Below are 26223 nucleotides of genomic sequence, written 5' to 3' on the forward strand. Positions count from 1 at the left end.
CAGCCACCCAAGCGACCGCAGGCGCGGGGCCATCAAGGCCCACGCGCGCGCAGCGTGCGGCTCAGCAGGATCACCGGCACCAGCCCCACGGCAACCAGCGCCAGCGAGGGCAGCGCGGCCTCGCCCAAACGCTCGTCCCGCGCCAGCTGGTACGCCACCACGGCCAGGGTATCGCTGTTGAAGGGGCGCAGCACGATGGTGGCGGGCAGCTCCTTCATCACATCCACGAACACCAGCAGCAGCGCGGCGGCCGTGGAGCGGCGCAGCAGCGGCCAGTGCACGCGCCGCAGCAGCCCCCAGCCCCCCGTGCCCAGCATGCGCGCCGCGTCGTCGAAGCTGGCCGGAATGCGCGCATAGCCGCTTTGCACCGATTGCAGCGCCACGGCGCAAAAGCGCACCAGGTACGCCCAGACGATGCCCACCGCGGTGGTGGTGACCAGCGCGCCGATCCCCCACTGCGGCATGGCTGCCTGCAGCCAGCCCACGGGAAGCAGCAGGCCCACGACGATCACCGCGCCCGGCACGGCGTAGCCCGCGCTGGCCAGGCGCACCACGGCGCGGGTGGTGCGGTCGGCGCGCCGGCGCACGGCAAAGGCCAGCGCCAGGGCCAGGGCCACGGCCAGCACGGCGGTGATGGCCCCCAGGCGCACGCTGTTGGCCGCCCATTCGACGAAGCGGTCCCACGGCAGTACCGACCAGTCAGCCGCCAGCGGGCGCAGCATGAAGGCCACGGGGGCCACGAAACCCATCAGCACCGGCAGAAGGCACACCGCCCAGGCCCCCGCGCAGCGCCAGCCTGCCAGGCGCTGCGGCTGCGCCTCGGCGGAACCCGCGCGTCCCGTGGAACTGGTGGCGAAGCGCATGCGCCGCTGCGCGCGCTGCTCCAGCCACAGCAGCGCCAGCACCAGGGCCAGCAGCATGGAGGCCAGCTGGGCGGCGGCCAGGCGGTTGTCCATGGACAGCCAGGCCTTGTAGATGCCCGTGGTGAAGGTCTGGATGCCGAAGTAGCTGACCACGCCGAAGTCGGCCAGCGTCTCCATCAGCACCAGCGCCACGCCCGCCGCCACCGCCGGGCGCGCCAGCGGCAGCGCCACCGTGCGCACACGCCGGGACAGCGGCGCGCCCATGAGCCGCGCGGCCTCCATCAGGTGCGCGGCGCGCTCGCCCAGGGCGGTGCGCGCCAGCAGGTACACATAGGGGTAGAGCGCGAAGATGAACACCCACACCGCGCCGCCGAGGCTGCGCACCTCGGGCAGCACGCGCCCCTCCAGGCCGAAGCCCGCGCGCAGCCAGGTTTGCAGCGGACCGCTGAACTGCAGGAAGTCGGTGTAGGCATAGGCCGTGACGTAGGCCGGCATGGCCAGGGGCAGCAGCAGCAGCCACTCCATCTGGCGGCGCCCAGGAAAGTCGAACAGCGTCACGGCCGCGGCCGTGGCCATGCCCACGCCGGCGGCCCCCAGGGCCACCCACAGGCCCAGCCACAGCGTCGTCCAGAAATACCCCGGCAGCACGGTGGACGCCATCTCGCGCAGGATGGCGAGGGCCTGCGCCCCGCCCTGGCCCCAGGGCAGCCAGGCGCCCAGCAGCGCCAGCACGGGCAGCGACAGCGCGAGCGCGAGCAGCAGCAGCGGAAGGGAGCGCAAGGCGGAAGAGGGGCGGCGCAAGGCGGGTCCGTCGGTGGAAAAAAGGATGCATGGGCCCGCCAGAGCGTCGCCGGCCACCACTGCAAACGGGAATTCTAAGCATTTGCCCCACCCTACAATCGCGGCATGTTCCTGACCGTTTCGCAACTCGCGGTGCACTATGCGGGCCGCGCGCAGCCCGCCGTGGATGGCGTGAGCCTGGGCCTGGCCGCTGGCGAGATCGGGGTGCTGATCGGCCCCTCGGGCTGTGGCAAGACCACGCTGCTGCGCGCCGTGGCCGGGCTGGAGCCGGTGAGCGGCGGCGAGATCCGGCTCTCGGGCCAGGTGGTGAGCCAGGCCGGGCGCAGCGTAGCGCCGGAGGAGCGGCGCATTGGCATGGTGTTCCAGGACTACGCGCTGTTCCCGCACCTGAGCGTGGGGCGCAACGTGGCCTTCGGCATCCACCAATGGCCCGCGCCGGACAGGGCCGCGCGCGTGGCCGAGGTGCTGCGCCTGGTGGGGCTGGAGGGCAGCGAGGCGCGCTTTCCGCACGCGCTCTCGGGCGGGCAGCAGCAGCGCGTGGCGCTGGCGCGGGCGCTGGCGCCGCGCCCGCAGCTCATGCTGCTGGACGAGCCGTTCTCCAACCTCGACGTGGACCTGCGCGAGCGCCTGGCGCACGAGGTGCGCGGCATCCTCAAGGCCGCCGGCGCCACCGCGCTGTTCGTGACGCACGACCAGCTGGAGGCGTTCGCCATCGGCGACCGCATCGGCGTGATGCAGGGCGGGCAACTGCACCAGTGGGACGACGCCTACGCGCTCTACCACCGCCCGGCCACGCGCTTCGTGGCCGACTTCATAGGGCATGGCGTGTTCGCCCCGGCGCAATTGCTGCAACAGGGCAGCGGCGGCGTGGTGGCCCGCACGCCACTGGGCGATCTGGCCGACCTGGAGGAATGCCCGCTGCCGTCGAGCTACCCCGGCGGCCTGTGCGACGTGCTGCTGCGCGCCGACGACATCGTGCACGACGACACCGCCCCCGTGCAGGCGCAGATCGTGCGCAAGGCATTCCGGGGTTCCGAGTTTCTCTACACGCTGCGCTTGGCCGACGGCCTGACCGTGATGGCCCACGTGCCCAGCCACCACGACCACGCCGTGGGCGAGTGGATCGGCATCCGCCCGCAAGTGGACCATGTGGTGACCTTCCCGCGCGCGGGTTGATTCACGGTCTTTTTGGCCTCCAGCCCTTGCTGGGCAAGCGCTGGGAGCTATCTTTTCAAGAGCAATCCGCCTGGCGCAGCGCATCCACGACGCCGTGCAGGTGCGTGCTCCAGGCGCGCCGCTCGCGCCCCTGCGCGCGCTCGGGTGGGCCGAAGTGCACCACGGCGGTGATGGCGGGCGCCGAGAGCGTGCGCCATATCGAGCCGACCAGGGTTTCGTCGCCGATGTAGCTGGGCGCGAAGCTCGTGGCGCCCGTGGCGCGGTCGATGAAGCGCAGCCCCACGGGCTGCACCGGCGCATCGGCCGCCAGCGCCGCCTGCAGCAGGTTGGCGTGGAACGGCAGCAGCGTGCGCCCGTCGCCCGTGGTGCCCTCGGGGAACACGGCCAGCACCTCGCCCTGCTGCAGCGCCGCCTGCATGCGCTTGACCATGCGCAGCGCGTCGCGCGGCGATTCGCGCTGGATGTAGAGCGTGCCCCCGGCCGTGGCCAGGGTGCCGACGAGGGGCCACGCCTGCACGTCGGACTTGGAGACGAAGCGGCAGTAGCGCGCCGCGTGCAGCACCGGGATGTCGAGCCACGAGATGTGGTTGGCCACCAGCAGCGCCGGCCCCTGCCGCACCGGCGCGCCCTGCACCTGCAGCGTGATGCCGGCGCGCGCCAGCAGCCCCAGCGACCAGGCCTGCACCCGGGCCTGCTGCTGCTCGGGCGACAGGCGCGGAAAGTGCCAGGTGACCACCCACAGCCCGTGCAGCAGGTGCGCCAGCATGCGCAGCGTGCGCCCCAGGGCGCGCAGAAGTTGCATGCGCGGGCTTAGCGCTCGAAGGCGACGTGCCCGCCGACCAGCGTGGCGCGCACGCGCGCGGGCAGCTCGTAGCCCGCGAAGGGCGTGTGCTTGCCCTGGCTGGCCAGCGCGTCGGGGCGCACGGTCCAGGCGGCCTGCGGATCGACGATGCACAGGTCGCCCACGCCGCCCTCGACGATCTGGCCCACGCTGGCCTGCAGCGTGCCCAGCGCATTGCCCAGCACGCGCGCAGGCTCGCTGGTGACGACGGCGAGCGCGCGCGCCAGCGGCACGCCGTGATCCTGCGACCACTTGAAGGCCAGGGCCAGCAGCAGCTCCAGCCCGGTGGCGCCGGGTTCGGCCTCGGCGAACGGCAGCGCCTTGGCGTCTTCATCGACCGGGGTGTGGTCGGACACCAGCGCATCGACGGTGCCGTCGCGCAGCGCCTGCGAGAGCGCATCGCGGTCGCGCTGCTGGCGCAGCGGCGGCGTCAGGCGCGCGCGGCTGTCGAAGTAGCCGATGTCGTTTTCCGTCAGGTGCAGCGAATTGATGCTGACGTCGCAGGTCACCGGCAGGCCGGCGGCCTTGGCCTGGCGCACCAGCTCCACCCCGGCCGCGCTGGAGAGGCGGCACAGGTGCACGCGCGCCTGGGTGCTCTTGAGCAGCTCGAAGATGGTGTGCAGCGCAATCGTCTCGGCCGCCACCGGCACGCCGGACAGGCCCATGCGCGTGGCCAGCGCGCCGCTGGCGGCCACGCCCCGGCCCAGGTGCAGCTCCTGCGGGCGCAGCCACACGGTGTAGCCGAAGGTGGCGGCGTACTGCAGCGCGCGCTGCAGCGTCTGTGTGCTGGCCAGCGGCACGTCGGCCTGGCCGAAGCCGACGCAGCCGGACTCGGTCAGCTCGGCCATCTCGGTCAGCACCTCGCCGCCCAGTCCGCGCGTGAGCGCGCCCAGCGGGAACAGGCGCGCCTGGTGCAGCTTCTCGGCGCGGAACTTGAGCATCTGCACCAGGCCAGGTTCGTCGAGCACGGGGTCGGTGTCGGGGGGGCAGACCAGACTGGTGACGCCGCCGGCGACGGCGGCGGCCATTTCCGATTCGAGCATGCGCTCGTGCTCGTGCCCCGGCTCGCGCATGCGCGCGGCCAGGTCCACCAGGCCGGGCAGCACGATGCAGCCCGTGGCGTCGATCACGCGCGCGGGCGCGAAATCCCGGGGCTCACGGTCCACGGCGATGATGCGCCCGGCGGCAATGGCCACGCTGCACACCTTGTCGAGCCCGCTGGCGGGGTCGATGACCCGGCCGTTTGCTATCAGTATTTTCATGGTTTCAAGCCAAATTGGCCGCTAGCCCTTACCAGTCAAGCGCAAGCAGCTATGAAAACAGGAGCTTTTCAAGCCTCGTTGCCAGCGACGATGGACATCACCGCCATGCGCACCGCGATGCCGAAGGTGACCTGCGGCAGGATCACGGCCTGCGGGCCATCGACCACGGCGGAGTCGATCTCCACGCCGCGGTTGATCGGGCCCGGGTGCATGACGATGGCGTCGGGCCGGGCCAGGCGCAGCTTCTCGGGCGTCAGGCCGAAGCTCTTGAAATACTCCTGGCTCGACGGCAGCAGCGCACCGCTCATGCGCTCGTTCTGCAGGCGCAGCGTGATGACCACGTCGCAGCCCTGGATGCCTTCCTCCAGCGTATGGAACACGCGCACGCCCATGTGCGACAGGTCGGCCGGCACCAGCGTGCGCGGGCCCACCACGCGCACCTCGGCGCAGCCCAGGGTGGTGAGCGCGTGGATGTCGGAGCGCGCCACGCGCGAGTGCAGCACGTCGCCCACGATGGCCACCGTCAGGTTGGAAAAATCCTTCTTGTAGTGGCGGATGGTGTACATGTCGAGCAGCCCCTGCGTGGGGTGGGCGTGCCGCCCGTCGCCCGCGTTCACCACGTGCACGTGCGGCGCCACGTGCTGCGCGATCAGGTAGGGCGCGCCCGATTCGCTGTGGCGCACGACGAAGATGTCGGCGGCCATGGCGGAGAGGTTGTCGATGGTGTCGAGCAGCGTCTCGCCCTTGGCGGTGGAACTGCGCGCGATGTCGAGGTTGAACACGTCGGCCGACAGGCGCTTGGCCGCGATCTCGAACGTGGTGCGCGTGCGCGTGCTGTTCTCGAAGAACAGGTTGAACACGCTCTTGCCGCGCAGCAGCGGCACCTTCTTGACCTCGCGGTCGTTGACCGAAACGAAGTTGTCGGCGGTGTTCAGGATGTGCGTGAGGATGTCGCGCGGCAGGCCCTCGGTGGAGAGCAGGTGGATCAGCTCGCCGTTCTTGTTCAGCTGGGGATTGCGCTTGTACAGCACGGTCAGGCCTCCATGGCGTTGACTTGGAACTGGAAGGTGCCGTCGGCCGCGCGCGCCAGCGCCAGCGACTGGCTGCCCGGCAAGGCCACGCGGGCGGCGGCGAAGTCGGCCTGCACGGGCAGTTGGCGCCCGCCCCGGTCCACGAGCACGGCCAGGCGCACGCTGGCGGGGCGGCCGTAGTCGAACAATTCGTTGATGACCGCGCGCACCGTGCGCCCGGTGTAGAGCACGTCGTCGAGCACCAGCACGTCGGCGCCGTTGACGTCGAAGGCGATCTGCGTCTGCGCGCTCGCCGCCAGGCCGCGCTGGGCGAAGTCGTCGCGGTGCAGGGCCGACGACAGCACGCTGGGCGCGCCCGCCAGCCCCAGGTCGCGCTGCAGGCGCTCGACCAGCCAGACGCCGCCCGAGGCAATGCCCGCCAGGCGCGTGTCCGGCCCCATGAGCGCACGCACGCCGCGCAGCAGCTCGCGGTACAGGGCCTCGGCGTCGAGCACCAGGCTGCCAGCCTGGGCCACGGGGGGCGAACTCGGGGGAACACTCATGCAAGACTCCTCAAAAACTGTTCCAGGATGATGCAGGCCGAAGCGGCGTCGGCATCGCGCGCGCCGCCCGCCAGGGCCTCGGTGGTGCTGTAGCGCTCGTCCACCTCGTACACCGGCAGGTCGAAGCGCGCATGCAGCTGGCGGCCGAATTTGCGCGCCCGCGCGGTGTTCTCGTGCGGCGCACCGTCAGGGTGGTAGGGCACGCCCACCACCAGCGCGTGCGGCTGCCACTCGCGGATGCGCTCGCCCGCCAACTGCAGGCGGGCGTCCTTGGCGTCGGTGCGGATGGTGGCCAAGGGGCTGGCCTGGCCCAGCAGGCGCGAGCCTACGGCGACCCCGGTGCGCTTGAGGCCGAAATCGAAAGCGAGAAAGGACTGGAACTGCGCGGGGACGGCTGCGGCGGGGACGGCGGCAGACGGGCTGGCACCGCTCATGCGTGGCCCGCCTCGGGCGAGAGCATCCACGCCTGCAGGCCCAGCAGGGCCAGGGCACGGTCGTAGCGCTGGTCCACGGGGGTATCGAAGATCACCGCGCGGTCGGCGCCGACGGTGAGCCAGCTGTTCTCCGCCAGTTCCGATTCGAGCTGGCCCTCGCCCCAGGCGGCGTAGCCCAGGGTGACGAACACGCGACGCGGCCCTGCGCCTTCGGCCAGGGCTTCGAGCACGTCCTTGGAGGTGGTCATCTCCAGGCCGCCGGGGATCGTCATGGTCGAGGCGTAGATCGACTCCTCGGCCTCTTCGGTGCCCCCGGCGCCTTGCGTGATCGGGTCATGGAGCACGAAGCCGCGCTCGGTCTGCACCGGCCCGCCCTGGTACACGGGCTGGTCCGTGAGGTCGGCACGGCCGAGGGACAGATCAACCTTGTCGAACAGCTTCTTCAGGCTGATGTCGGTGGGCTTGTTGATGATCAGGCCCAGCGCGCCGCGCTCGCTGTGCTCGCACAGGTACACCACGCTGCGCGCGAACGAAGCATCCTCCAGGCCCGGCATGGCGATGAGGAAGTGGTTCGTCAGGTTGATGGGCGCGGAATCGGCGGACATGGCGCGATTTTAGCGGCGATCCACGCACCGCCGCCCGGCCCGCAAGGGGCCGGGCCGGACTGGCAAAACCAGCCCTAGACCGCCGCCAGTGCGGCCGCCTTGGCGGCGTAGTGCTTGACGAGGCCGAGCAGCTCCTCGTCGGAGTAGGGCTTGCCCAGGTAGTGGTTGACGCCCAGCTCCAGCGCATGCTCGCGGTGCTTCTCGGCGATGCGCGAGGTGATCATGATGATCGGCAGGTCGTGCAGCGCGGCGTCGCCCCGGATGTTGCGCGCCAGGTCGAAGCCGTCCATGCGCGGCATTTCGATGTCCGACAGCACCACCGTCGGGCGTTCCTCCTGCAGCCGCTCCAGCGCCTGCAGGCCATCGGCCGCCAGGGCCACGCGGTAGCCTTCGCGCTGCAGCAGGCGCTGCGTGACGCGGCGCACCGTGATCGAATCGTCGACCACCAGCACCAGCGGCACCTGGCTGGCTGCGGGCGTGCTCTGCGGCGCGGCTTTTTGCGGCTGCTCCGCTGCCCCTGCCGCGGCGGGCGCCTCGGCTGCGGCCTCGAGCGCCGCGGGCATCAGCTTGCCCTGCTGGCGGATGGTTTCGCCATACACGTTGGCCAGCGCCACCGGGTTGTACACCAGCACCACGGCGCCGGACGCCAGTACCGACATCCCCGCCAGGCCCGGCAGGCGCGACAGCTGGGGCCCGAGGTTCTTCACCACGATTTCCTGGTTGCCCAGGACTTCGTCCACGTGCATCGCCAGGCGCTGCGAGGCGCTGCGCAGAACCACCACGGGGCGGGTCTTGCCAGCGGATTCCAGGCTGCGGGCCGAAGACTGCAGCAGCGCGCCCGACCAGAAGAAGGGCAGCATCTCGCCGCCCTCGCGGAACTGGCCCGAACGGTAGGCCTGCTCCAGCTCGGACAGCGGCGTGCGGCGCACGATTTCCACCAGATTGGCCGGAATACCGATCGACAGGTCGCCCGAGCGCAGCATCACCACCTGGGTGACGGCGGTGGTCAGCGGCAGCACCATGCGGAACGACGACCCCTGGCCGCTGGTCGTGGTGGTTTCGATGCGTCCGCCCAGGGCGTTGACCTCGGAGCGCACGACGTCCATGCCGACGCCACGGCCGGACAGCCCCGTGACCTCGGTGGCAGTGGAGAAACCCTGCATGAAGATGAGCTGCGCGGCCTCGGTCTCGCTGAGCTGGGCATCGGGCGCGATCAGCCCCTGGGACACGGCCTTGGCACGGATGCGCTCGATGTTCAGACCCGCGCCGTCGTCGCGGAACTCGACCGAGACGTCGTTGCCTTCGTGGCGCAGCCCCACCGTGATGGTGCCCGTGGCGGGCTTGCCGCGGGCCGTGCGTTCCTCGGGCATCTCGATGCCATGGGAGACGCAGTTGCGCAGCAGGTGCTCGAACGCGGGCGTCATGCGGTCGAGAACGCTGCGGTCCAGTTCGATGGTGCCGCCCGCGATGTCGAGCTTGATCTGCTTGCCCAGCTCCTTGGACGACTGGCGCACCACGGCGTACAGGCGCTCGGCGATGCTCTCGAACTCGACCATGCGCGTGCGCAGCAGGTCGCGCTGCAGCTCGCGGGCCTGGCGGCCCTGGGCGATCAGGTCGTCTTCGGCACCTTCCAGCGCACGCTGCAGGTTGCGCTGCACGGTGGCCACGTCGTTCACCGACTCGGCCATCATGCGCGTGAGTTCCTGCACGCGCGTGAAGCGGTCGAACTCCAGCGGGTCGAAGCCCGCCGTGCTGTCCTTGGACAAGGCCAGACGCGACTGCATCTGCGACTCCGCCTGCACCTCGATGTCGCGCAGTTGCTGGCGCAGCCGCTCCAGGTTGCCTGACAGATCGTCCAGCGAGCCCTTGACCTGCTTCATGCGCACGTCCAGGCGCGAACGCGCGATCAGCACCTCGCCGGCCTGGTTGACCAGCCGGTCGAGCAGTTGGGCGCGCACGCGCACCGACTGGCCCGAAGCGGTGCGCTGCGCCGCAGGCTGCGCCGCCGCAGCCATGCGGATCGGTGCCGCCAGGGGCATGGCCTGCGATGCCGCAGCCGCTGGCGCATCGGCCACCGCCACGGGTTCCGGCGCCGAAGGCTCCGGTTCGGAGGGCTGCACGGCAGGCTCGGGCTCCTGGGCACCCACGACACGCAGCACCTCGAAACTGGCCTGCAGGCTGTCAAGACCGGCCAGCAGGGGCTCGATCTTGTCGGTACTCAGATCCTCGGTTCCGATCTGCTCGACCGCCGTCTCCAGGCGGTGCGCCATTTCCCCCAGGCGCATGGCACCGGCGAGCCGCGAACTGCCCTTGAGCGTATGCAATGCGCGCAGCACCACGCTGCGCGATCCCATGTCCTGCGGGTGGCCGGCCCACTGGCGCAGCGCCGCGCCGAGCGCAGGGAAGAGTTCGGTCGCTTCTTCCTCGAAGATCGGAAACAGATCGGGGTCGATGACGTCGAAAACGTCGATGTCGTCGTCCAGGTCGCTGCCACGCTCCACCGCCTGGGCGATCGCATCGTCCAAACGCCGGTCCGCATCCAGCGAGGACAGGGAAGACGGCGCAAGACGCGCTCCTTGATCGACACCCTCTTCAGCCGGCGCCACATCGTCCATGGCATACGCGGCAGCCAGGGACTCCAGCGGCGCCATGCCGCTGCTGATCTCGGTGTTCAGGATGTCCCGCAGCGCCTCCATGAGCTGCGGCTGCGGCGTTTTCAGGAAACCTGCGGCGAACTGGTGCAGCAGCCTGCAGATGTCCTCTGCCGTGGCGACAAAAACCTGCGCCTGTTCAGGCAAGCCATGCGGCTGCAACTGCACATGCTGCAGCGCGTGCTCCAGCAAGCGGGCCATCTCCGACAACGCGGTGAAGCCCACGGTAGCGGAGCTGCCCGCCAGCGAATGGGCCAGCGCCACGGCCTGGTCGGGCACGGGCTGGTGCAACTCGTGGGACCAGCCCCGCAAGCAAGCCTCCAGGCGGCGCGACCATTCATCCGCCTCGCCCAGATAGACGTTGTACAGCGCCACGCCGATGCGCAGGGAGCCAATGGCCTTCACCGAGTCGTCCGCCAGAGCGGACGGCTCGGTGGCTGCCGGCTCCGGCACTGGAGCAACCACATCCTCCTGCAACGATTCCGGCTGCGCCGATTCGGCGGCCAGCATGGGCTCCACAAGCGCATCCACTGTCGATGCAATGTCCTCCACTTGTGCAGTGGGAGCGTCCTCTGCCCCGGTGCCGACGCCGGGCTGCGCCACCGCCACGCCATCGTCCGCGACGACCGGTTCCTCCAGAACGAAGTCCTGCGGCCAATCCACGGATACCGGGGGCTGTGCCTCCACGGCCACAGGCAGCTCCTGCATCTCTGCCGGCAGGTCTATGGCGGGTATCTCGACCACGGCCTGCGGCTCCTCGGCGGCAGGAACTGTTTCCGGCCCGGCCGCAGAGAACACCGAGAAATCAATGTCTTCCGTGACATCGGGAAGAACGATGTCAATCGAAGGCTCTGTGGGCACCTCCGGAAGATGTGGAGAAACCTCCGTGGGCGCGAAATCCAGTTCAGGCAAGAGATCGAGCAGCTCCGTTGCCGCCTCTGGCGCCGGGACCTCAGCCGCTGCAGTCACTTCGCCGTCTTCGGTAGCGGGAGCCATCTCCTGCGGCCCGGCATCGGTCAAAGACACCTCCGGCAGCTCCGGCACGAACTCCGGTTCCGGCACAGGCTCCGAGGGCGCCACCTCCGTGGCATCCGGCGCCCCCAGGGCCGTGCCAACTGCATCTGCATCTGCATTTGCCAAGGCCGGCAGCGCCAGCGGCAGACGCTCACCACGCAAACGCATGGCATCCGCAGCCGCGCGGAAGGGCTCGGGCTGCCACGCGTCGGCGTGGCCCTGGGCGATGGCCTCGACCCACTCGCCAAAGGCGCGCAACGCTTCTACAGCCAGGGCCTGCATGGGCGCAGGCATGGGCTTTTGCTCGGCAAGCCAGGCGTTGAGCATCTGCTCCATGGCCCAGCCTGCTTCGCCAAAATCCGTCAACCCCACCATGCGGGAGCTGCCCTTGAGGGTGTGGAATGCACGGCGCAGCGTGGTTTGCTCGCTCAAGTCGCCTGGCGCCTGTTCCAGCGCTGCCAGCGCGGCCAGCCCCGTGGTCACCACCTCACGCGCTTCTTCAAGGAAGATGTCGAGCAATTCGTCGTCTTCTTCCTGCTGCGACGCCGGCATGGGCGCTGGCGCCGGCACGGGCTCCGCGGCCACAGGGACGGCTGGCTCGGGGGCTGCCGCAACCGGCTCGGGCTGCAGTTGGATGAGTGCATCTTGCAGTTCTGGCGCCGGTGCAGGCTCCAGCACGGGCTCTGGCTGTACCTGCACTGGCGCGACGGATGCAGGCGCAGGCGCAGGAGCTGTGCGGGGCACCACCTCGGGCAGGGGAAGTTCGGCACGCCCCTCGAGTTTTTGCGCCACGTCCTCCAGGCTGTCCCCAGCACGTGCACGGGTGCGCCCCATGAGCACACGCAGTTCTCCCTGCTCTTCGTCATAAACGAACAGCTTGCGCGCCATGGCGCGCTGGTAGCCCAGCATGTCGATCAGGAAGCCCAGGGCGCCGAGGCTGCTGCCCAGCTTCTCGAAGACCGGCTGGCGCTCCTCTTGCGGTACCTCGTTGATCAGCAGGCGCTCAACCGTTTCACGCATCCGCGCCACGGCAAGCGAGGCCTGGTCCAGCCCCAGCACGGAAAGCACGCCGCGCATCTGCGCCAGTTGCCCGGGGACCGTCGAGAGCACGGACAGTTCCTCCGGCGCGCGGAAGAACTGGTCGAGACACTTTTCCGCTTCGGCCAGCGTCGCACGCAACTCGTCGACGACGCTCCCCATGGTCTGGCGGTCGCTGACCCGGCGGTACAGCTCCTCCATCCACGGCTCCAGCGGTGCGGGCTCGGCGCCTGCCAGCACCTGCTCGAGACGCTCCGCCAGGCGGCTGGCACGCTCCACCATGCTGGTGTCGCTGGCATCCAGGTCTTCGAACGTGGCTTGCAGATACAGGACGGAAGTTGCGACTTCCATGGCCAATGCGGCGGCCGGCGGCTCACCCGAGCGCACGGTGGCTTCCAGGGTGCGCGTCAGGGCACGCGCCAGGCTGTCACTGCCCGGCAGCAGCTTGTTCAACGAATCGCACACCAGGCTGAACTGATCCGCGGCCGGCTTGAGCTTGACACGGTCCCCGCCGGCCAAGGCCGACCAGGTTTCGGTGGCCGCGGCGATGCGCTTGCGCGCCTGCGCCAGCAATGCCGGATCGAAGCGCCCAAAGCGGGCCGTTTCGTAATCGACGGGGCGAAAGCGATTCAGTTGAAAGGTTTCGCGTACGGCCGACAGCGGCGACACACCCTCGACCGGCGCAGGCTGGGCCTGTGCACAAAAGAACAGCAAGTCCTGCACCAGCCGATCCGGCAAGGCCTGTTCACCCTTGGCAAAAGCCGCGTACTGCAGCAGGACCCGCGAAGCCACACGTTTGACGTAGACGTCAGAGGGCAGCAGGCGCTGGGCCATGGCCTCGAAAAAGGCCGCACTGATCCGCCAGAAGGTTCGCACGGCGGGATGCGTCTGCGCCGCGACGAATCCCAGGCAGGTATCGCGCATCGCCGCCGCCGCGGCAGGGTCTGCCGACTTGACGATGCGCAGCACCGCGCTATCGAGGCGCGCACGCGCCTCCGGGCCATAGGGCAGCGGCGCTGCATTGACCTGAAACGCCGGCTCATGCAGGCGCCGCTCGGCCGGCCAAAGGTCGGCAGGATGGACTCGCTCGGCACCCGCCAGTGCCTGGACGTCCCGGTACTGGGGAAACAGTGCAACGGGTGAAACCGGCTTGCCGGCCAGGACACTTTCCAGATACTCGATCAGCGCGAAACTGGCCCGCTCGATGACGGCGGCGGCATCGTCGCTGCATTGCTCGGGCCGCTGCACGTACTTCTGCACAACGGCTTCCATGGCGCGCAACAGCAGCGTTGGTGTACCCATGCCCACCATCTCCAGGGCTCCGCATGCCTGGTGCAGTTGCTGGCGCGCGATGCGCAGGGGGCCGGCATCGAGCGACGCCAGATCGGACTCTCGCGCCAGTTCCGCGTCGCGCACGAAACGACGCATCGCCTTGGCCGCACCGTCGAGCGACTTGCGCAGTTCATCGAGCACCCAGGCCAAGGGCCCCAGGTCTTGCTCGCCGTGCGCCCATTCGACGCCTGCTGCGTTTGCTGCCTCAATAGATGACATGGATCCGTCCCTGGCGGCCTACCGCAGATCGGCCGTCCCTTTTGGTTGATGCTCGCGCCCGCGTCAGGCGATCTTGAAACGTGCCACCGACTGACGCAATTCCTCGGCCATGTGCGACAACTCGCGCACCTGCTGCGCCGTGGTGCGGGTCCCCTCACCGGTTTGCTCGGTCACCGCGAAAATGTGCTGGATGTTGTCCGCCACTTCGTTGGCCAGTTCGGCTTCACGCGAGGTCGAGGACGAGATCTGTTCGATCAGCTCGGCAAGGCGCCGGGACACGCGGTCAATCTCGGTCAGGGCCGTGCCAGCGGTATCGGACAGGCGCGCCCCTTCCACCACGCCCTGCGTGGAACGCTCCATGGCGGCCACGGCATCCTGGGTGTCGGTCTGAATTGCCTTCACCAGCGCCGAGATCTGACGCGTGGCGTCCGCAGAGCGCTCAGCGAGGCGCTGCACTTCTTCCGCCACCACCGAGAAGCCACGGCCCGCTTCACCCGCCGACGCCGCCTGGATGGCGGCGTTCAGGGCCAGCACGTTGGTCTGTTCGGTAATGTCGGAAATCAGCTCGGTGATTTCACCGATTTCCTGCGACGACTCGCCCAGGCGCTTGATACGCTTGGAGGTGTCCTGAATCTGGTCACGGATGGCGTTCATGCCGCCGATGGCGTTCTGCACGGCCTCAAGGCCGGAATCCGCGGCTTGCAGCGACTGGCGCGCCACCGAGGCAGACTCCTGCGCCTGCGAGGAAACCTCGTTGATGCGAGAGGCCATGTCGAGCACCGAACGGCCGGTTTCACGGATCTCGCGCAGTTGCTCGGTCGAGGCCGCCAACAGCTCGGTAGACGTGCTGTCCACCTGCGCCGTGGTCTGGGCCACGCGGGTCGCCGTGTTTTGCACGCTCCCCACCAGCAGGCGCAGTTCCTCCACCGTGTAGTTCACCGAGTCGGCAATGGCGCCAGTGATGTCCTCGGTCACGGTGGCTTCTTGCGTCAAGTCCCCCTCGGCGACCGACTGCAGTTCGTTCATCAAACGCAGAATGGCGGCCTGGTTGGCGTCGTTGACGCGCTTGGCCTCCTGCTCCTGGCGGCGTGCTTCGCGCTGCTGCTGCTCGGCTGCGACCTGCCGCGTACGGCTGTCAAGCAGCTGAACCCGGGAAATACCAAAGCCGCACAACAGCACGAACAGGCCCGCCAGAACCAGCGCGGCAAGCTGCCCTGCCCCCAGGCCGGACTGGGCCGACAGCTTCGTCTGCAGGTCTTCGAGCTGACGGCGCAGCGGCTCGCTGTCGGCAATGATCGCCGTCTGCGCTTCGCGCGCCGAAACAAGGCCCTGCAGGTTGCCCAGGATGGCGCTGGCCTGGGTACGCGTCTGCTCATAGAGCTGGATCAGCGCCTCCAGTTGCTCACGTGTCTGGGCGTCCTTGGAAGCGGGCAGGCGCAACTCGGCACTGCCGTCGAGCAGGCCCTGTGCAACCTCCTTGAAGGAGTTCAAGTCCTTGCCGAGCAGGAACACCGCTTCGGGGCTCACGCCCTCCGTGGTCTGGAACTCGTTGGCCGACTTGCCGATACGCTGCGTCAACATCACCAGTTGGCCCGCCGCAGAAACCTCCGCAGGGGAGGCGTTGTGCTGCAGCTTGAGGGACGAAACGGTCTCCGCGATTTCCAGCAGGTCGGCCGACTGGCGGTTGATAGTGCGCAGCGCATCACCCACCTGGGTCAGGATCTTCTGCTGTCCCATCACCATGCCGGCGTTGCGCTCGGCACGCTCCACCAGGGGATTGACCGCCTCCATGTCGGTTTTGAAGGATTCACCCAGCGCCTGTACCCCCAGGTCGCCGTCGCCAATCGTGAGCGCGCGCACGTTGCGCGCCAGCACGCCCGAACTGTCCGCCACTTCCGGGAAGGCCTGCGGACTGCCCACCAAGGCCTGCGACACGGACTTCGCCAGACGCTGCGACTGCATCAGGGACTGGCCAGTCGCCGTCAGTTGGCGGCCGGAGCGCTCGGCCTGCTGCAGCACCCACCCCGCGATCAGTGCCAGCACCACGGCTCCCACGCCCGCCAGGGCAAAAAGACGGCGCTGGTGCTGCGCCGCCGTGGCGCTGCCCAGCACCGGCAGGGTCACCAGATCCTCGTCGGCGGCTGCCGCCTCGCCAAGCCGCGAGGCGTCAGGCTCGCCCTGGACGCTGTTCATGGCATCGGCCTGGTAAGCCTCGCGCAGCGGGGAGTTGTCCAGCACCATCGCCGCGTCCAGGGGGTCTGCCCCCTCCGGAACTTCTGGCGCAGCGGCTTTGCGGTTGAACAACTTCCCGAATTGATTGACGAAAGACATGGTTCTCTGCCTTGCACAGAAAAAACTCAAGCACCGATACCCAGGAAGGCGGGGTGCTGCGAGAGGGTTTGCAGATTCAGCTCTTGCCAGCGCTGGCCCTGGCTGTCAACGTAGATGGAGCCGTAGTAAGAAGGCGCGCCCTGCGGCGCAGGCTCGGAGGAGACGAAGGCATCCAGCCCGCGCAAACCCGACAGGCGATCGACCAGCAGCGCGGCATTGACCTCAAGCGCGCCATTGAACGCCAGCAGGCTGGTTTCGCTCAGGCCCTGCTCGGAACGCGCGCTGGACTGCCCCAGTAGCGCCGCGAGATCGACGACGCCCACCAGCGTCCCCCGCAGGTTGGCGACACCCAGGAACCACTTCTGTGTATAGGGCACGGGCTGAACGCCCGGCCATGCAAAAATTTCACCCGATTGCCCCAATGGCATCAGGTAACGCTGGCCCGCGGATTCGACCGCCAGCCAGGATGAAACCGACACACCCTCGCCTGCTGCCTGCAGGCGGCCAGCGAGCCGGGTCTGGAGTTCTCTGAGAGCTTCGCGATTGGCCATGGACGACGGCTGGGAGCCTTCAGTTCAGCGCGTCGATCTTGGCCTGCAGCTCCGCCGGATCCACCGGTTTCGTGATGTAGCCGCGCGCCCCCTGGCGCATACCCCACACACGGTCGGTTTCCTGGTTCTTGCTCGTGCACATGATGATGGGAACGTCGGCGTACTGCGGGTCACGCGAAATGGCGCGCGTGAGCTGGAACCCGTTCTGGCCGGGCATGACCACGTCCATGAGAATCAGGTCGGGCTTTTCCTCGGCAAGGCGGCGGAAGGCTTCGTCGGCGTTTTCCGCCGTGCGCACCTGCATGCCTTTCTTTTGCAGCAAATCGGTCAGAAACATCAACTCGGTCTTCGAATCGTCAACGACCAGGACTTTCTGAATGGGCATTACTTCACTCCTTGCTGGGAACTGCCAAATTGCTGCACGGCCTGCAGCAACTGGTCTTTGGTAAATGGTTTGGTCAAATATTCCTGGCAGCCGACCATGCGGCCGCGCGCCTTGTCAAAGACGCCATCCTTCGAGGACAGCATGACCACGGGCGTATTGGCAAAGCGCGCGTTGCGCTTGATGATGGCGCAGGTCTGGTAGCCATCGAGCTTGGGCATGAGGATGTCGCAGAAGATCAGCTGGGGCTGGTAATCATTGACCTTGGCCAGGGCGTCGAAGCCATCGTCGGCCAGCAAGACCTCGTGGCCGCCCTGCTTGAGAAAAATCTCGGCACTGCGGCGGATCGTATTGCTGTCGTCCACCACGAGAACCTTGAAGGAAGTGCCGGTCGTAGTCAATTCTTGGAGCTCCTGACAGAGAAAAACACACAGCGCAGGCTACATCCGTTTTCAGGCCTGAACTTCTTCAAAATCTTCATGACGCGCACCGCACTCGGGACAACCCGCATGCGTGAACGACGGCCCCCAGAGGGTGCTGGGGGCTATGCCGTGCTCCGGGGAACCTTTTGCCTCGTCATATATCCATCCACAGATCACGCACATCCAGGTTGCAGGTTCCGTCACAGCTTAATGGGCCTTCACATAGAATGCAACGATTGTAGCTAGTGATAAACCTGGGCTGCGGCTTTGGCGCTCCCCCCGGTCGCCAGGATGCCAACCTCCTCCACTCCACTCCCCCCGACGACCGACGACGAAGCCAGCGACGCCCTTCCCGCCTGCGTTCTGGTGTTCAACGCCAGCGACCCCAGTGGCGCCGGCGGGCTCACGGGCGACATCACCAGCATCGCCGCCGTCGGCGGCCATCCGGTGGCCGTGGTCACCGGCGCCTACGCGCGTGACACCGCCGAGGTGTTCGAGCATTTCTGCTTCGACGACGAGGCTGTCGCCGAGCAGGCGCGCGCCGTGCTGGAGGACCTTCCCGTCCAGGCCATCAAGGTTGGCTTCGCCGGCAGCCCCGAGAACCTGAGCGCCATCGCGGAAATCGCCACCGATTACGCCGAGGTGCCGCTGATCGCCTACATGCCCAACCTGTCGTGGTGGCATGACGACCGCGTCGACCAGTACCACGATGCTTTCAGAGAGTTACTTCTACCCCAGGCGTCGGTGTTGGTCGGCAACCACAGCACGCTGTGGCGCTGGCTGCTGCCCGAGTGGAGCGGCACGCGCAGCCCCTCGGCACGCGACATCGCCAAGGCGGCGGCCGAGCATGGCGTGCCCTATGTGCTGGTGACCGGCATTCCCGCCCCCGAACAGCATCTGGAGAACGTGCTGGCCTCGGCCCAGACGGTGCTGGGCAGCGGCAAGTTCGAGCTGTTCGACGCCACCTTCGCCGGCGCGGGCGACACGCTCTCGGCCACCCTCGCGGCGCTGATCGCCAATGGCAGCGACCTGGGCGAGGCCACGAGCGAGGCGCTGGCCTACCTCGACCGCTGCCTGGACCACGGCTTCCGCCCCGGCATGGGCCACGTGCTGCCCGACCGCATGTTCTGGGCCGAAAGCACCGACGAAGACGACAACGCCACCTCCTTCGAAGATACGCAGCCCCTGGAAGGCTTCGTGATGCCACCCCATGACACCCAGCACTGACCTCAATCTCTCCCTGTTCGAACGCGCCAAGGCGCTGATTCCCGGCGGCGTCAACTCGCCCGTGCGCGCCTTCCGCGCCGTGGGCGGCACGCCGCGCTTCGTGCAGCGCGCGCAAGGCGCCCACTTCTGGGACGCCAACGGCACGCGCTACATCGACTACATCGGCTCCTGGGGCCCGATGATCCTGGGCCACGGCCACCCGGCCGTACTGGAGGCCGTGCAGAAGGCGGCGCTGGAAGGCTTCAGTTTCGGCGCACCCACCGAGCGCGAGGTGGAACTGGCCGAGGAGATCATCCGCCACGTGCCGTCGATGGAGATGATCCGCCTCGTCAGCTCCGGCACCGAGGCCGGCATGAGCGCCATCCGCCTGGCGCGCGGCGCCACGGGGCGCAGCAAGATCATCAAGTTCAACGGCTGCTACCACGGCCACGCCGACTCGCTGCTGGTCAAGGCCGGCTCGGGCCTCGCCACCTTCGGCCACGCCACCAGCGCGGGCGTGCCGCCCGAGGTAGTGCGCGACACGCTGGTGCTCGAATACAACGACGTGGCCCAGCTGGAAGAAGCCTTCGCCCTGCACGGCAAGGACGTCGCCTGCGTGATCATGGAGCCCATCGCCGGCAACATGAACTTCGTGCGCGCCACCACGGCCTTCATGCGCCGCGCGCGCGCGCTGTGCACGCAGCACGGCGCGCTGCTGGTCATCGACGAGGTGATGACGGGCTTCCGCGTGGCGCTGGGCAGCGCGCAGGGCCTGTACGCGCAGCAGATCCCCGGTTTCGCGCCCGACCTCACCGTGCTCGGCAAGGTCATCGGCGGCGGCATGCCGCTGGCGGCCTTCGGCGGCCCGCGCGCCATCATGGAGCAGCTCGCGCCGCTGGGCCCGGTGTACCAGGCCGGCACGCTGTCGGGCAACCCGGTGGCCACGGCCTGCGGCCTGGCCACGCTGCGCGAAATCGCCAAGCCCGGCTTCTACGAGCAACTGGCCGCGCGCACGCGCGCGCTGATCGACGGGCTGGCGGGCGCGGCCAAGGCCGAAGGCGTGGATTTCTGCGCCGATAGCGAGGGCGGCATGTTCGGCTTCTTCCTGCTGCCGCAACTGCCGCAGAACTACCCCGAGGTACTCAAGACCGACGGCGCGCGCTTCAACCAGCTCTTCCACGGCCTGCTGGAGCGCGGCGTGTACATCGCACCCGCGCTGTACGAGGCGGGCTTCGTGAGCGCCGCCCACACCGCGCAGGACATCGACGCCACCGTCGCTGCCGCGCGCGAGGTGTTCAAGACGCTCTCGAAATAAGAGCTGCCAGCGCTTGCCACGCAAGCGCTGCAGCCCTTTTTCCCCACTCATAGCCCCGGGGCGGCCAGGCCTTTCACAAGGCTGTCATGCCGGGGCGCGACGCTGGTGCGATTTGACCGCCCAGGAGAAGCGCCCCATGACCCAACGCCCCCACCCCCTGCACAACGCCTTCCGCGACACCGCCCCCGCGCCGCGCGACGAAGGGCGCCGCCGCTTCGTGCGCCAGCTGGCCTGGGGCGCCGGCGCGGCCGCTGCCCTGCCCCTGGCCGCCTGTGGCGGTGGCGGCGATGGCGGTGACTCCACGCCGGACGTGCGCTTTGCCCACGGCGTGGCCAGCGGCGACCCGCTGGCCGACCGCGTGATGCTATGGACGCGCGTGACGCCGCCCACGGGCCACCAGGCCGACATTCCCGTGCAATGGGAACTGGCCAGCGACGCCGCCTTCGCCACCATCGTGGCGCGCGGCGACGCCACGGCCGCCGCCGCCAGGGACTTCACCGTGAAGGTGGACGCCACCGGGCTCAAGCCCGCCACGGCCTACCACTTCCGCTTCCGCGCCTACGCCGCCACCTCGCCGGTGGCGCGCACGCGCACGCTGCCCACGGGCGCGGTGGCGCAGGTCAGGCTGGCGGTGTTCTCGTGCGCCAACTACCCGGCCGGCTACTTCAACGTCTACGCCGACGCGGCACGCCGCAACGACCTCGACGCCACGGTGCACCTGGGCGACTACATCTACGAATACAGCCAGGGCGGCTACGCATCCGGCAACGCGGCGGCGCTGGGCCGCCTGTCGCAGCCCGCCAACGAGATCCTCTCGCTGGCCGACTACCGCCAGCGCCACGCCCAGTACAAGAGCGACCCTGACCTGCAGGCCCTGCACGCCGCCGCGCCCATGATCGCCGTGTGGGACGACCACGAGATCGCCAACGACACCTGGAGCGGCGGCGCCGAGAACCACCAGGCCAGCGAAGGCAGCTTCGCCGCGCGCAAAGCCGCCGCCATGCAGGCCTACCACGAGTGGATGCCCACGCGCACCGCCACGCCCGAGCAGATCTACCGCAGCTTCGCCTTCGGCGACCTCGTGGCGCTGCACATGCTCGACACGCGCGTGATCGGGCGCGACGAGCAGCTCGACTACACCGACTTCTTCACGCCCGCCGGGGTGGATGCCGCCAGCTTCACCGCCGCCGTGGGCAACCCGGCGCGCCAGCTCATGGGCGCGGCGCAAACGCAGTGGCTGCAGCAGCAGATGGCCGCCTCCGCCGCCACCTGGCAGGTGCTGGGCCAGCAGGTGCTGATGGGGCGCATGAACATTCCGGCGCCCATCCTCATCGAAACCCTGCAGCCCGGCGCGGGCGTGTCGGTATCGCAGTACGCCGCACTCGTGGCCAAGGCCCAGGCGGCCCCTGCCACGCTCACGGCGGCAGAAAAGGCCGTCCTGGCGCAACCCGCCATTCCCTACAACCTCGACGCCTGGGACGGCTACCAGGCCGCGCGCGAGACGGTGCTCGGCATGGCACGCGCGCTGGACAAGAACCTCGTGGTGCTCGCCGGCGACACGCACAACGCCTGGGCCAGCGAGCTGCAGGACATGAACGGCAACGCCGTGGGCGTGGAGTTCGCCACTTCGTCGGTCAGCTCGCCCGGCTTCGAGGAATACCTGCCGAACGAGAACCCCGCGATGCTCGCGGGCGCGCTGCAACAGCTCATCGCGCCGCTCAAGTACTGCGACACGTCGCGCCGCGGCTACATGGTGGTGACGGCCACGCCCACGGCCTGCCGCGCCGACTGGGTGTACGTGAGCACCATCACCTCGCGCACCTACACCGCCAGCACCGACCGCTCGCTGCAGGTGCAGGCCGGCGCGGCGGGGCGCGGGCGCATCGTGGCGGCTTGATGCTTCCCATTTGATAGCTGCTTGCGCTTGCCATACAAGGACTTCGGATAGTTTTCCTTTTGAAACCGTTGTATGGCAAGCGCTGGCAGCTATTGTTTTTGCACGTTGTCCGCAGGCGAGCGCTCATAGGCGGGCCAGCCGTCCAGCCACAGCGTATCGCCCAGGCGCCACGCGCCCTCGGCGCGGCCAGCGCTCTGCCAGCCGCCCGCGCTCCAGCGCCAGCGCTCGCCGGTGCCGTCGGCGTGCAGGTCGGAGGCCAGCGGCGGCCCCAGCATCCAGGCCGCGTATTCCGCGCCCCAGGCCTGCGCCAGCGCCTGCTCCACCTCCATGCCGCCGCGCACCGCTGCCAGCAGGGCGGCCAGCGCATCGGCATCCACCTGCTGCACTGCGTGCAGCGCGGCCAGCGGCGCGTGGTGTTGCGCCCAGCCGCCGTAGGGCGCGAGCGCCAGCGGGCCGACGGGTGCGGTGCTGGCGGCCAGCGCCTGCGTGGCTTCGGCCGAGGCGCGGGTCATCAGGCCCTGCACAGCGGGCGCGGCGTCGGTGGCGGCCACGCACAGCAGGCCGATGGCGCCGGGCAGGCCGTGGGCCAGCCACTGCCCGCCCGGGCCCTGGCGCAGCGCGGCGGCGTCGGCCACGTGGCGCGCGGCCAGCGCGCGGGCGATGGCGGCGCGGCGCTTGGTGCGGCCGACACCGGCGTCGGCCACGTCCCAGTGCGGGCCTTCGGGCAGCCAGAGCAGGCCGCCGGCCAGCAGCGGCTCGCCGAGTTCGCGCGGGGTCTGGGCGATGGTGTCCACGGCGATCGATGTGCCGAGGCGCCGCGCCACGCAGGCCTGCATGTCCTGCACGTCGCGCGCCACGGCCTGCGCGGTGGCGGCGCGCGTGGCGTCGTGCAGCACCTGCAGGCCGCCGACCGTGCTGGCGTGCAGGCGCGGGGCACGCAGGGCGGCGAAGTCCAGCGCGCCCGTGGTGCGGCCTTCGTGCACCTCCTCGCCATCGATGGCGATGCGCCAGCGCCAGTCGCCCGGCGGGGCCACGCCCTGCGCCACCACCGACGATTGCCAGGCGGGCAGTTGCACCTCGGCGGGCAGTCCTGCAACCATGCGTTCGGCGGGCACGCGCAGCAGGCGGGCGGCGTCGAAACCCAGGCGCGGCAGCACGTCCGGCGCGCGCAGCCACACGCCAGCGGGCGTGAGCCACGGCGTTTCGCCTTCGGCCGTCCAGCCGCGTGGAGCGACGGTGAAGGACAGCCGCACTTCGCAGCCCGCAGCGCAGTCGCCCAGGGGCACGGCGATGTGGTCGTGGCCCGATTCGGCGACCACCGGCGCGCCGTCCACCTGCGCGGCGTGCAGCGTGAAATCCGGCGGCAGTTCGGCATGCAGCCAGCCGTGCGGCGCCTGCACGCCGTGCAGCAGCCAGTCGCCCTGCACGGTGCGTGTGACAGGGTGCACGCGCAGTTGCACTTCGCCGCCGGCCGTGGCGAAGGCGGCCTGCTCACCGGCGCCGCCCTGCAGCCAACGGCGCTCCCACTGCGCGTCGTCGGCGCGCTGCTGCGCGGGCGATTGCCAGCCACCCTCTTCCACCAGTTGCGCATGCAGCAGCGCACCCGTGGCGGCCGTGCCTGCCAGTCCCACGGCCAGCGCCGCGCCCGCCGGGCCGCGCAGGCGCTGCGCGGCCTCGGCCAGGCGCACGCGCCAGCGCGCATCGGTGCCGCGTGGCACAGCCAAGGCCGCCAGCGCGGCGAACAACAGCGTCAGCGCCAGCTTCCAGGCATCGCCCGCGAGCATGGGCCCGATCCATGGCCCCCAGCCCGTGGCAGCGGAAATCGTCGCGGGCAGGGGCAGCCCGATTTGGTACGGCGGATAGTCGACCAGCGCAGCTTCGTGGTTCACGACGAGCACGAAAGCCAGCAGCATGGCCGCCGCATGCGCCACGCCCGCACGGCGCACCAGCGCATGCACCAGCAGCACCAGCACGGCCACTTCCATGAGCGCGGGCCAATGGCGCAGCGCCTGCATGGCGACGGGCTGCCAGAGGCTGAACGCCTGCGGCGCGGCAATGGCCGTGACGATCAGGCTGGACAGGGCCACCAGTTGCACCAGCACGAAGGCCACGGCGCCGACGGCGATGCAGCACGCCGCGAAGCGCAGCGCCACGGGCATGGGTGCGGCGTCGGCCATTTCGGCGAAGCCGCCGCGCTCGTCGCGCCGCGCCATGCCGCCCGCCAGCGCCGCCATGACGAAGATGGCGATGAGGAAGGTGAACTTGAACATCAGCGGCCCCAGCAGTTCGGGGCTGGGCGCCATCGGCCCTTCGGCATGGCCGACGACATGCGCGAACGCGCTGGCCACGCACATCGCCACGAACAGCGCGCCACCGAGCCACGCGGCCCGGCTGCGCAGCACCTGGGCGGCCTGCCAGCGTGCCTCCTGCCACAGGGCGCGCCACCAGGAGGTGGGCCGGGCAGCCGCCGGCATGGCCGCCGCGCGCGGGGCTGGGTTGCCCGGCTGGCGCGCGGGTTTGACGACGGCGGGCGCCTCCAGCACCAGCCGCTCGCGCCGCACGCGCGGCAGCGCCCAGGCCAGCCACAGCACGGGTGCCAGGCCCCACAGCACGCGGTTGAGCGCAAAGCCCGGCGTGACGGCGATGAGCGCGCCGCGCTTTTCCTGCGGCGTCCAGTCGAGTACCTGGCGCTCGGCCTCGCCGAAGCCCGAGGGGTCGATCAGCGCCACGAGGAAATCGCTGATGTGCCCTTCCTTGATGACGACCATGGCCGTCATCCACGCCACGCACAGCAGCGCCGCCACGGCGAACGGCCCGGCCATGCCGCGCGTGCGCAGCGCGGCCAGCAGGTACAGCGCGCCGCAGCCGGCCGACAGCGGCACGATGTAAATGAGCCAGCTCCAGGCCAGGGCCGCCCAGGGCGTGGGGCCCATGCTGCCCGCGGGCACCAGGCCCGCCGCCTCCAGCAGCGGCGCGGCCACGAAGCCCACGGCCTGCGACGCGCCCAGCAGCAGCGCCACGCCCCAGGCGCCCAGCCAGCGCCCGGCGAGCAGCGCCGCCAGCGGCACGGGCGCTGCCAGCACCACCTCGTGCAACTGCGCCTGCCGCTCGCGCGCCACGCACTGGCCGAACACCCAGGCCCAGGCGAAGAACAGGAAGAAGGACATGCCCGGCGTCATCAGATAGACCAGCATGGGCGCGTTGCGCGGCACGTCGGCCGCATTCATGTCGCGCATGTAGCCCGCGTCGGACAGCACCAGCAGCAGGTAGGCGGTGAGGCCGGTGAAGATCAGCGGCGCGATGCCGCCCGCCAGGCCCGCGCGGAATTCGGCGGCGGCTTCGCGCGCCAATACGTGGGGGGCGCGCATCAGGCGGCCTCGGCTTGGTGGGCCATGCCTGCGCTGGCCAGGGCAAGGTAGTAGGCATCTTCCAGGCCGGGTGTGCGCGGCGCGAAGGCGTCACCGGGCCGCTCGCCGTGCACCACCGCGCGCGTGCCCTGCGGCGCGGCGGCCAGGTGCAGCGGCCCCGCGGGCAGCGGCGCGCCGTGCGGCACCACGCTTTCCCACAGGCGCCCCGCCAGCGGCGCGGCCAGGTCGGCGGGCGTGCCTTCGGCCACCACGCGCCCGCCCGCCAGGATGGCCAGGCGCGCGCAAAGGTTCTGCACGTCTTCGACGATGTGCGTGGACAGCAGCACCACCGCGCCCTGCGCCACGTCGGCCAGCACGCGGTGGAAGCGGTTGCGCTCGGCCGGGTCGAGCCCGGCGGTGGGTTCATCGACCACCAGCAGGCGCGGCGAGCCGATCAGCGCCAGCGCGATGCCGAAGCGCCGCAGCATGCCGCCCGAGTAGGTGGCGACGGCGCGGCCTGCGGCATCGGCCAGGTTCACCTGGTCGAGCAGCGCATCGACCTCGGCGCGGCGCGCGCGCGCATCGGTGCGGCCCTTGAGCCAGGCGAAGCGCTCCAGCAGGCTGCGCGCGCTGACGCCAGGGTAGGCGCCGATCTGCTGCGGCAGGTAGCCCAGGCGCTGGCGCAGGTGGTGCGGGTCGGCGAGCACGTCCACGCCGTCGAGCAGGATGCTGCCCGCGTCGGGCCGCTGCAGCGTGGCGAGGGTGCGCATCAGCGTGCTCTTGCCCGCGCCGTTGGGACCGAGCAGGCCGTAGAGGCCGGGCGGCACGCGCAGATCCACGCCCTGCAACGCGGGCACGCCGCCCGCGTAGGTCTTGGCGAGGCCGCGCACTTCAAGGCCGGTGAATGCAGTCATGGTGAATAAACTCCCTTTTTGATAGCTGCTAGCGCTTGCCCAGCAAGCG

Annotated in this window: 19 protein-coding genes; 4 read left to right on the forward strand and 15 right to left on the reverse strand. The window is 69.8% G+C overall.

Translation table 11 applies throughout. The features are described from left to right. Positions 1–32: 32 nt before the first annotated feature. Positions 33–1664 carry an iron ABC transporter permease gene (locus YS110_09965; GenBank protein UJB65049.1) on the reverse strand — a complete coding sequence of 544 codons (1632 nt, stop codon included), beginning with the start codon at positions 1662–1664 and terminating at the stop codon, positions 33–35. Between the two features lie 105 nt (positions 1665–1769). Between YS110_09965 and YS110_09970 the strand changes: the two genes are divergently transcribed. Beyond that, positions 1770–2840 (forward strand): ABC transporter ATP-binding protein, encoded by a 1071-nt coding sequence (locus YS110_09970; GenBank protein UJB65050.1) that lies wholly within the window; start codon positions 1770–1772, stop codon positions 2838–2840. Between the two features lie 55 nt (positions 2841–2895). On the opposite strand, the gene YS110_09975 is transcribed toward YS110_09970, so the two are convergent. The 12 genes from YS110_09975 to YS110_10030 form a co-directional block, all read right to left on the reverse strand. Continuing rightward, positions 2896–3642 carry a 1-acyl-sn-glycerol-3-phosphate acyltransferase gene (locus YS110_09975; protein ID UJB65051.1) on the reverse strand — a complete coding sequence of 249 codons (747 nt, stop codon included), beginning with the start codon at positions 3640–3642 and terminating at the stop codon, positions 2896–2898. A gap of 8 nt (positions 3643–3650) precedes the next feature. After that, positions 3651–4943, reverse strand: a complete 1293-nt coding sequence (locus tag YS110_09980) for a dihydroorotase (GenBank protein ID UJB65052.1) — start codon at positions 4941–4943, stop codon at positions 3651–3653. A gap of 68 nt (positions 4944–5011) precedes the next feature. Next, positions 5012–5974, reverse strand: coding sequence for an aspartate carbamoyltransferase catalytic subunit (locus tag YS110_09985; GenBank protein ID UJB65053.1), 963 nt, complete (start codon positions 5972–5974; stop codon positions 5012–5014). Positions 5975–5976: 2 nt separating this feature from the next. Beyond that, the gene (gene pyrR / locus YS110_09990) at positions 5977–6516 is read right to left on the reverse strand and encodes a bifunctional pyr operon transcriptional regulator/uracil phosphoribosyltransferase PyrR (protein ID UJB65054.1); all 540 of its coding nucleotides are present in this window, start codon (positions 6514–6516) and stop codon (positions 5977–5979) included. After that, complete coding sequence (gene ruvX, locus YS110_09995) at positions 6513–6950, reverse strand: Holliday junction resolvase RuvX (protein ID UJB65055.1); 438 nt, start codon at positions 6948–6950, stop codon at positions 6513–6515. The genes pyrR and ruvX overlap by 4 nt, the downstream gene beginning before the upstream one ends. Beyond that, positions 6947–7555: a YqgE/AlgH family protein gene (locus tag YS110_10000; GenBank protein ID UJB65056.1), complete on the reverse strand. Its 609-nt coding sequence runs from the start codon at positions 7553–7555 to the stop codon at positions 6947–6949. Before YS110_10000 ends, ruvX begins: the two co-directional genes overlap by 4 nt. A 74-nt stretch (positions 7556–7629) precedes the next feature. Then, positions 7630–13809 carry an Hpt domain-containing protein gene (locus YS110_10005; protein UJB65057.1) on the reverse strand — a complete coding sequence of 2060 codons (6180 nt, stop codon included), beginning with the start codon at positions 13807–13809 and terminating at the stop codon, positions 7630–7632. A gap of 63 nt (positions 13810–13872) precedes the next feature. Next, entirely contained in the window at positions 13873–16140 is a 2268-nt protein-coding gene (locus YS110_10010) for a type IV pili methyl-accepting chemotaxis transducer N-terminal domain-containing protein (protein ID UJB65058.1), read from the reverse strand. Between the two features lie 26 nt (positions 16141–16166). Beyond that, entirely contained in the window at positions 16167–16691 is a 525-nt protein-coding gene (locus YS110_10015) for a chemotaxis protein CheW (protein ID UJB65059.1), read from the reverse strand. A gap of 19 nt (positions 16692–16710) precedes the next feature. After that, positions 16711–17076: a response regulator gene (locus YS110_10020; protein ID UJB65060.1), complete on the reverse strand. Its 366-nt coding sequence runs from the start codon at positions 17074–17076 to the stop codon at positions 16711–16713. After that, positions 17076–17474, reverse strand: a complete 399-nt coding sequence (locus YS110_10025) for a response regulator (GenBank protein ID UJB65061.1) — start codon at positions 17472–17474, stop codon at positions 17076–17078. The genes YS110_10020 and YS110_10025 overlap by 1 nt, the downstream gene beginning before the upstream one ends. A 51-nt stretch (positions 17475–17525) precedes the next feature. After that, positions 17526–17699: a rubredoxin gene (locus YS110_10030; GenBank protein UJB65062.1), complete on the reverse strand. Its 174-nt coding sequence runs from the start codon at positions 17697–17699 to the stop codon at positions 17526–17528. 87 nt (positions 17700–17786) lie between these two features. Here YS110_10030 and YS110_10035 point away from each other — a divergent pair, with 87 nt between their 5' ends. The 3 genes from YS110_10035 (at position 17787) to YS110_10045 (ending at position 21913) form a co-directional block, all read left to right on the forward strand. Then, complete coding sequence (locus YS110_10035; protein ID UJB65063.1) at positions 17787–18722, forward strand: bifunctional hydroxymethylpyrimidine kinase/phosphomethylpyrimidine kinase; 936 nt, start codon at positions 17787–17789, stop codon at positions 18720–18722. Continuing rightward, on the forward strand, positions 18706–20016 hold the full coding sequence (gene hemL / locus YS110_10040) for a glutamate-1-semialdehyde 2,1-aminomutase (protein UJB65064.1): 1311 nt from the start codon (positions 18706–18708) through the stop codon (positions 20014–20016). The genes YS110_10035 and hemL overlap by 17 nt, the downstream gene beginning before the upstream one ends. 136 nt (positions 20017–20152) lie before the next feature. Continuing rightward, on the forward strand, positions 20153–21913 hold the full coding sequence (locus YS110_10045; protein ID UJB65065.1) for an alkaline phosphatase D family protein: 1761 nt from the start codon (positions 20153–20155) through the stop codon (positions 21911–21913). Between the two features lie 89 nt (positions 21914–22002). On the opposite strand, the gene YS110_10050 is transcribed toward YS110_10045, so the two are convergent. Both YS110_10050 and YS110_10055 read right to left on the reverse strand, forming a co-directional pair. Then, on the reverse strand, positions 22003–25281 hold the full coding sequence (locus YS110_10050) for an ABC transporter permease (GenBank protein ID UJB65066.1): 3279 nt from the start codon (positions 25279–25281) through the stop codon (positions 22003–22005). Next, a complete protein-coding gene (locus tag YS110_10055; protein UJB65067.1) occupies positions 25281–26174 on the reverse strand; it encodes an ABC transporter ATP-binding protein in 894 nt (297 codons plus the stop codon). The genes YS110_10050 and YS110_10055 overlap by 1 nt, the downstream gene beginning before the upstream one ends. Positions 26175–26223: the final 49 nt, after the last annotated feature.

Source organism: Acidovorax sp. YS12 (assembly GCA_021496925.1).
Taxonomy (GTDB): Bacteria; Pseudomonadota; Gammaproteobacteria; order Burkholderiales; family Burkholderiaceae_C; genus Paenacidovorax.

What these genes read in the sequence shown, in the direction of transcription:
- YS110_10045 (UJB65065.1), top strand. Translation starts at nt 20,153, where the DNA reads ATGACCCAACGCCCCCACCCCCTGCACAACGCCTTCCGCGACACCGCC.
- YS110_10010 (UJB65058.1), bottom strand. Translation starts at nt 16,140, where the DNA reads ATGTCTTTCGTCAATCAATTCGGGAAGTTGTTCAACCGCAAAGCCGCT.
- YS110_10050 (UJB65066.1), bottom strand. Translation starts at nt 25,281, where the DNA reads ATGCGCGCCCCCCACGTATTGGCGCGCGAAGCCGCCGCCGAATTCCGC.
- YS110_10000 (UJB65056.1), bottom strand. Translation starts at nt 7,555, where the DNA reads ATGTCCGCCGATTCCGCGCCCATCAACCTGACGAACCACTTCCTCATC.
- hemL (UJB65064.1), top strand. Translation starts at nt 18,706, where the DNA reads ATGACACCCAGCACTGACCTCAATCTCTCCCTGTTCGAACGCGCCAAG.
- YS110_10055 (UJB65067.1), bottom strand. Translation starts at nt 26,174, where the DNA reads ATGACTGCATTCACCGGCCTTGAAGTGCGCGGCCTCGCCAAGACCTAC.
- YS110_10005 (UJB65057.1), bottom strand. Translation starts at nt 13,809, where the DNA reads ATGTCATCTATTGAGGCAGCAAACGCAGCAGGCGTCGAATGGGCGCAC.
- pyrR (UJB65054.1), bottom strand. Translation starts at nt 6,516, where the DNA reads ATGAGTGTTCCCCCGAGTTCGCCCCCCGTGGCCCAGGCTGGCAGCCTG.
- YS110_09975 (UJB65051.1), bottom strand. Translation starts at nt 3,642, where the DNA reads ATGCAACTTCTGCGCGCCCTGGGGCGCACGCTGCGCATGCTGGCGCAC.
- ruvX (UJB65055.1), bottom strand. Translation starts at nt 6,950, where the DNA reads ATGAGCGGTGCCAGCCCGTCTGCCGCCGTCCCCGCCGCAGCCGTCCCC.
- YS110_09970 (UJB65050.1), top strand. Translation starts at nt 1,770, where the DNA reads ATGTTCCTGACCGTTTCGCAACTCGCGGTGCACTATGCGGGCCGCGCG.
- YS110_10020 (UJB65060.1), bottom strand. Translation starts at nt 17,076, where the DNA reads ATGCCCATTCAGAAAGTCCTGGTCGTTGACGATTCGAAGACCGAGTTG.
- YS110_09980 (UJB65052.1), bottom strand. Translation starts at nt 4,943, where the DNA reads ATGAAAATACTGATAGCAAACGGCCGGGTCATCGACCCCGCCAGCGGG.
- YS110_10035 (UJB65063.1), top strand. Translation starts at nt 17,787, where the DNA reads ATGCCAACCTCCTCCACTCCACTCCCCCCGACGACCGACGACGAAGCC.
- YS110_10015 (UJB65059.1), bottom strand. Translation starts at nt 16,691, where the DNA reads ATGGCCAATCGCGAAGCTCTCAGAGAACTCCAGACCCGGCTCGCTGGC.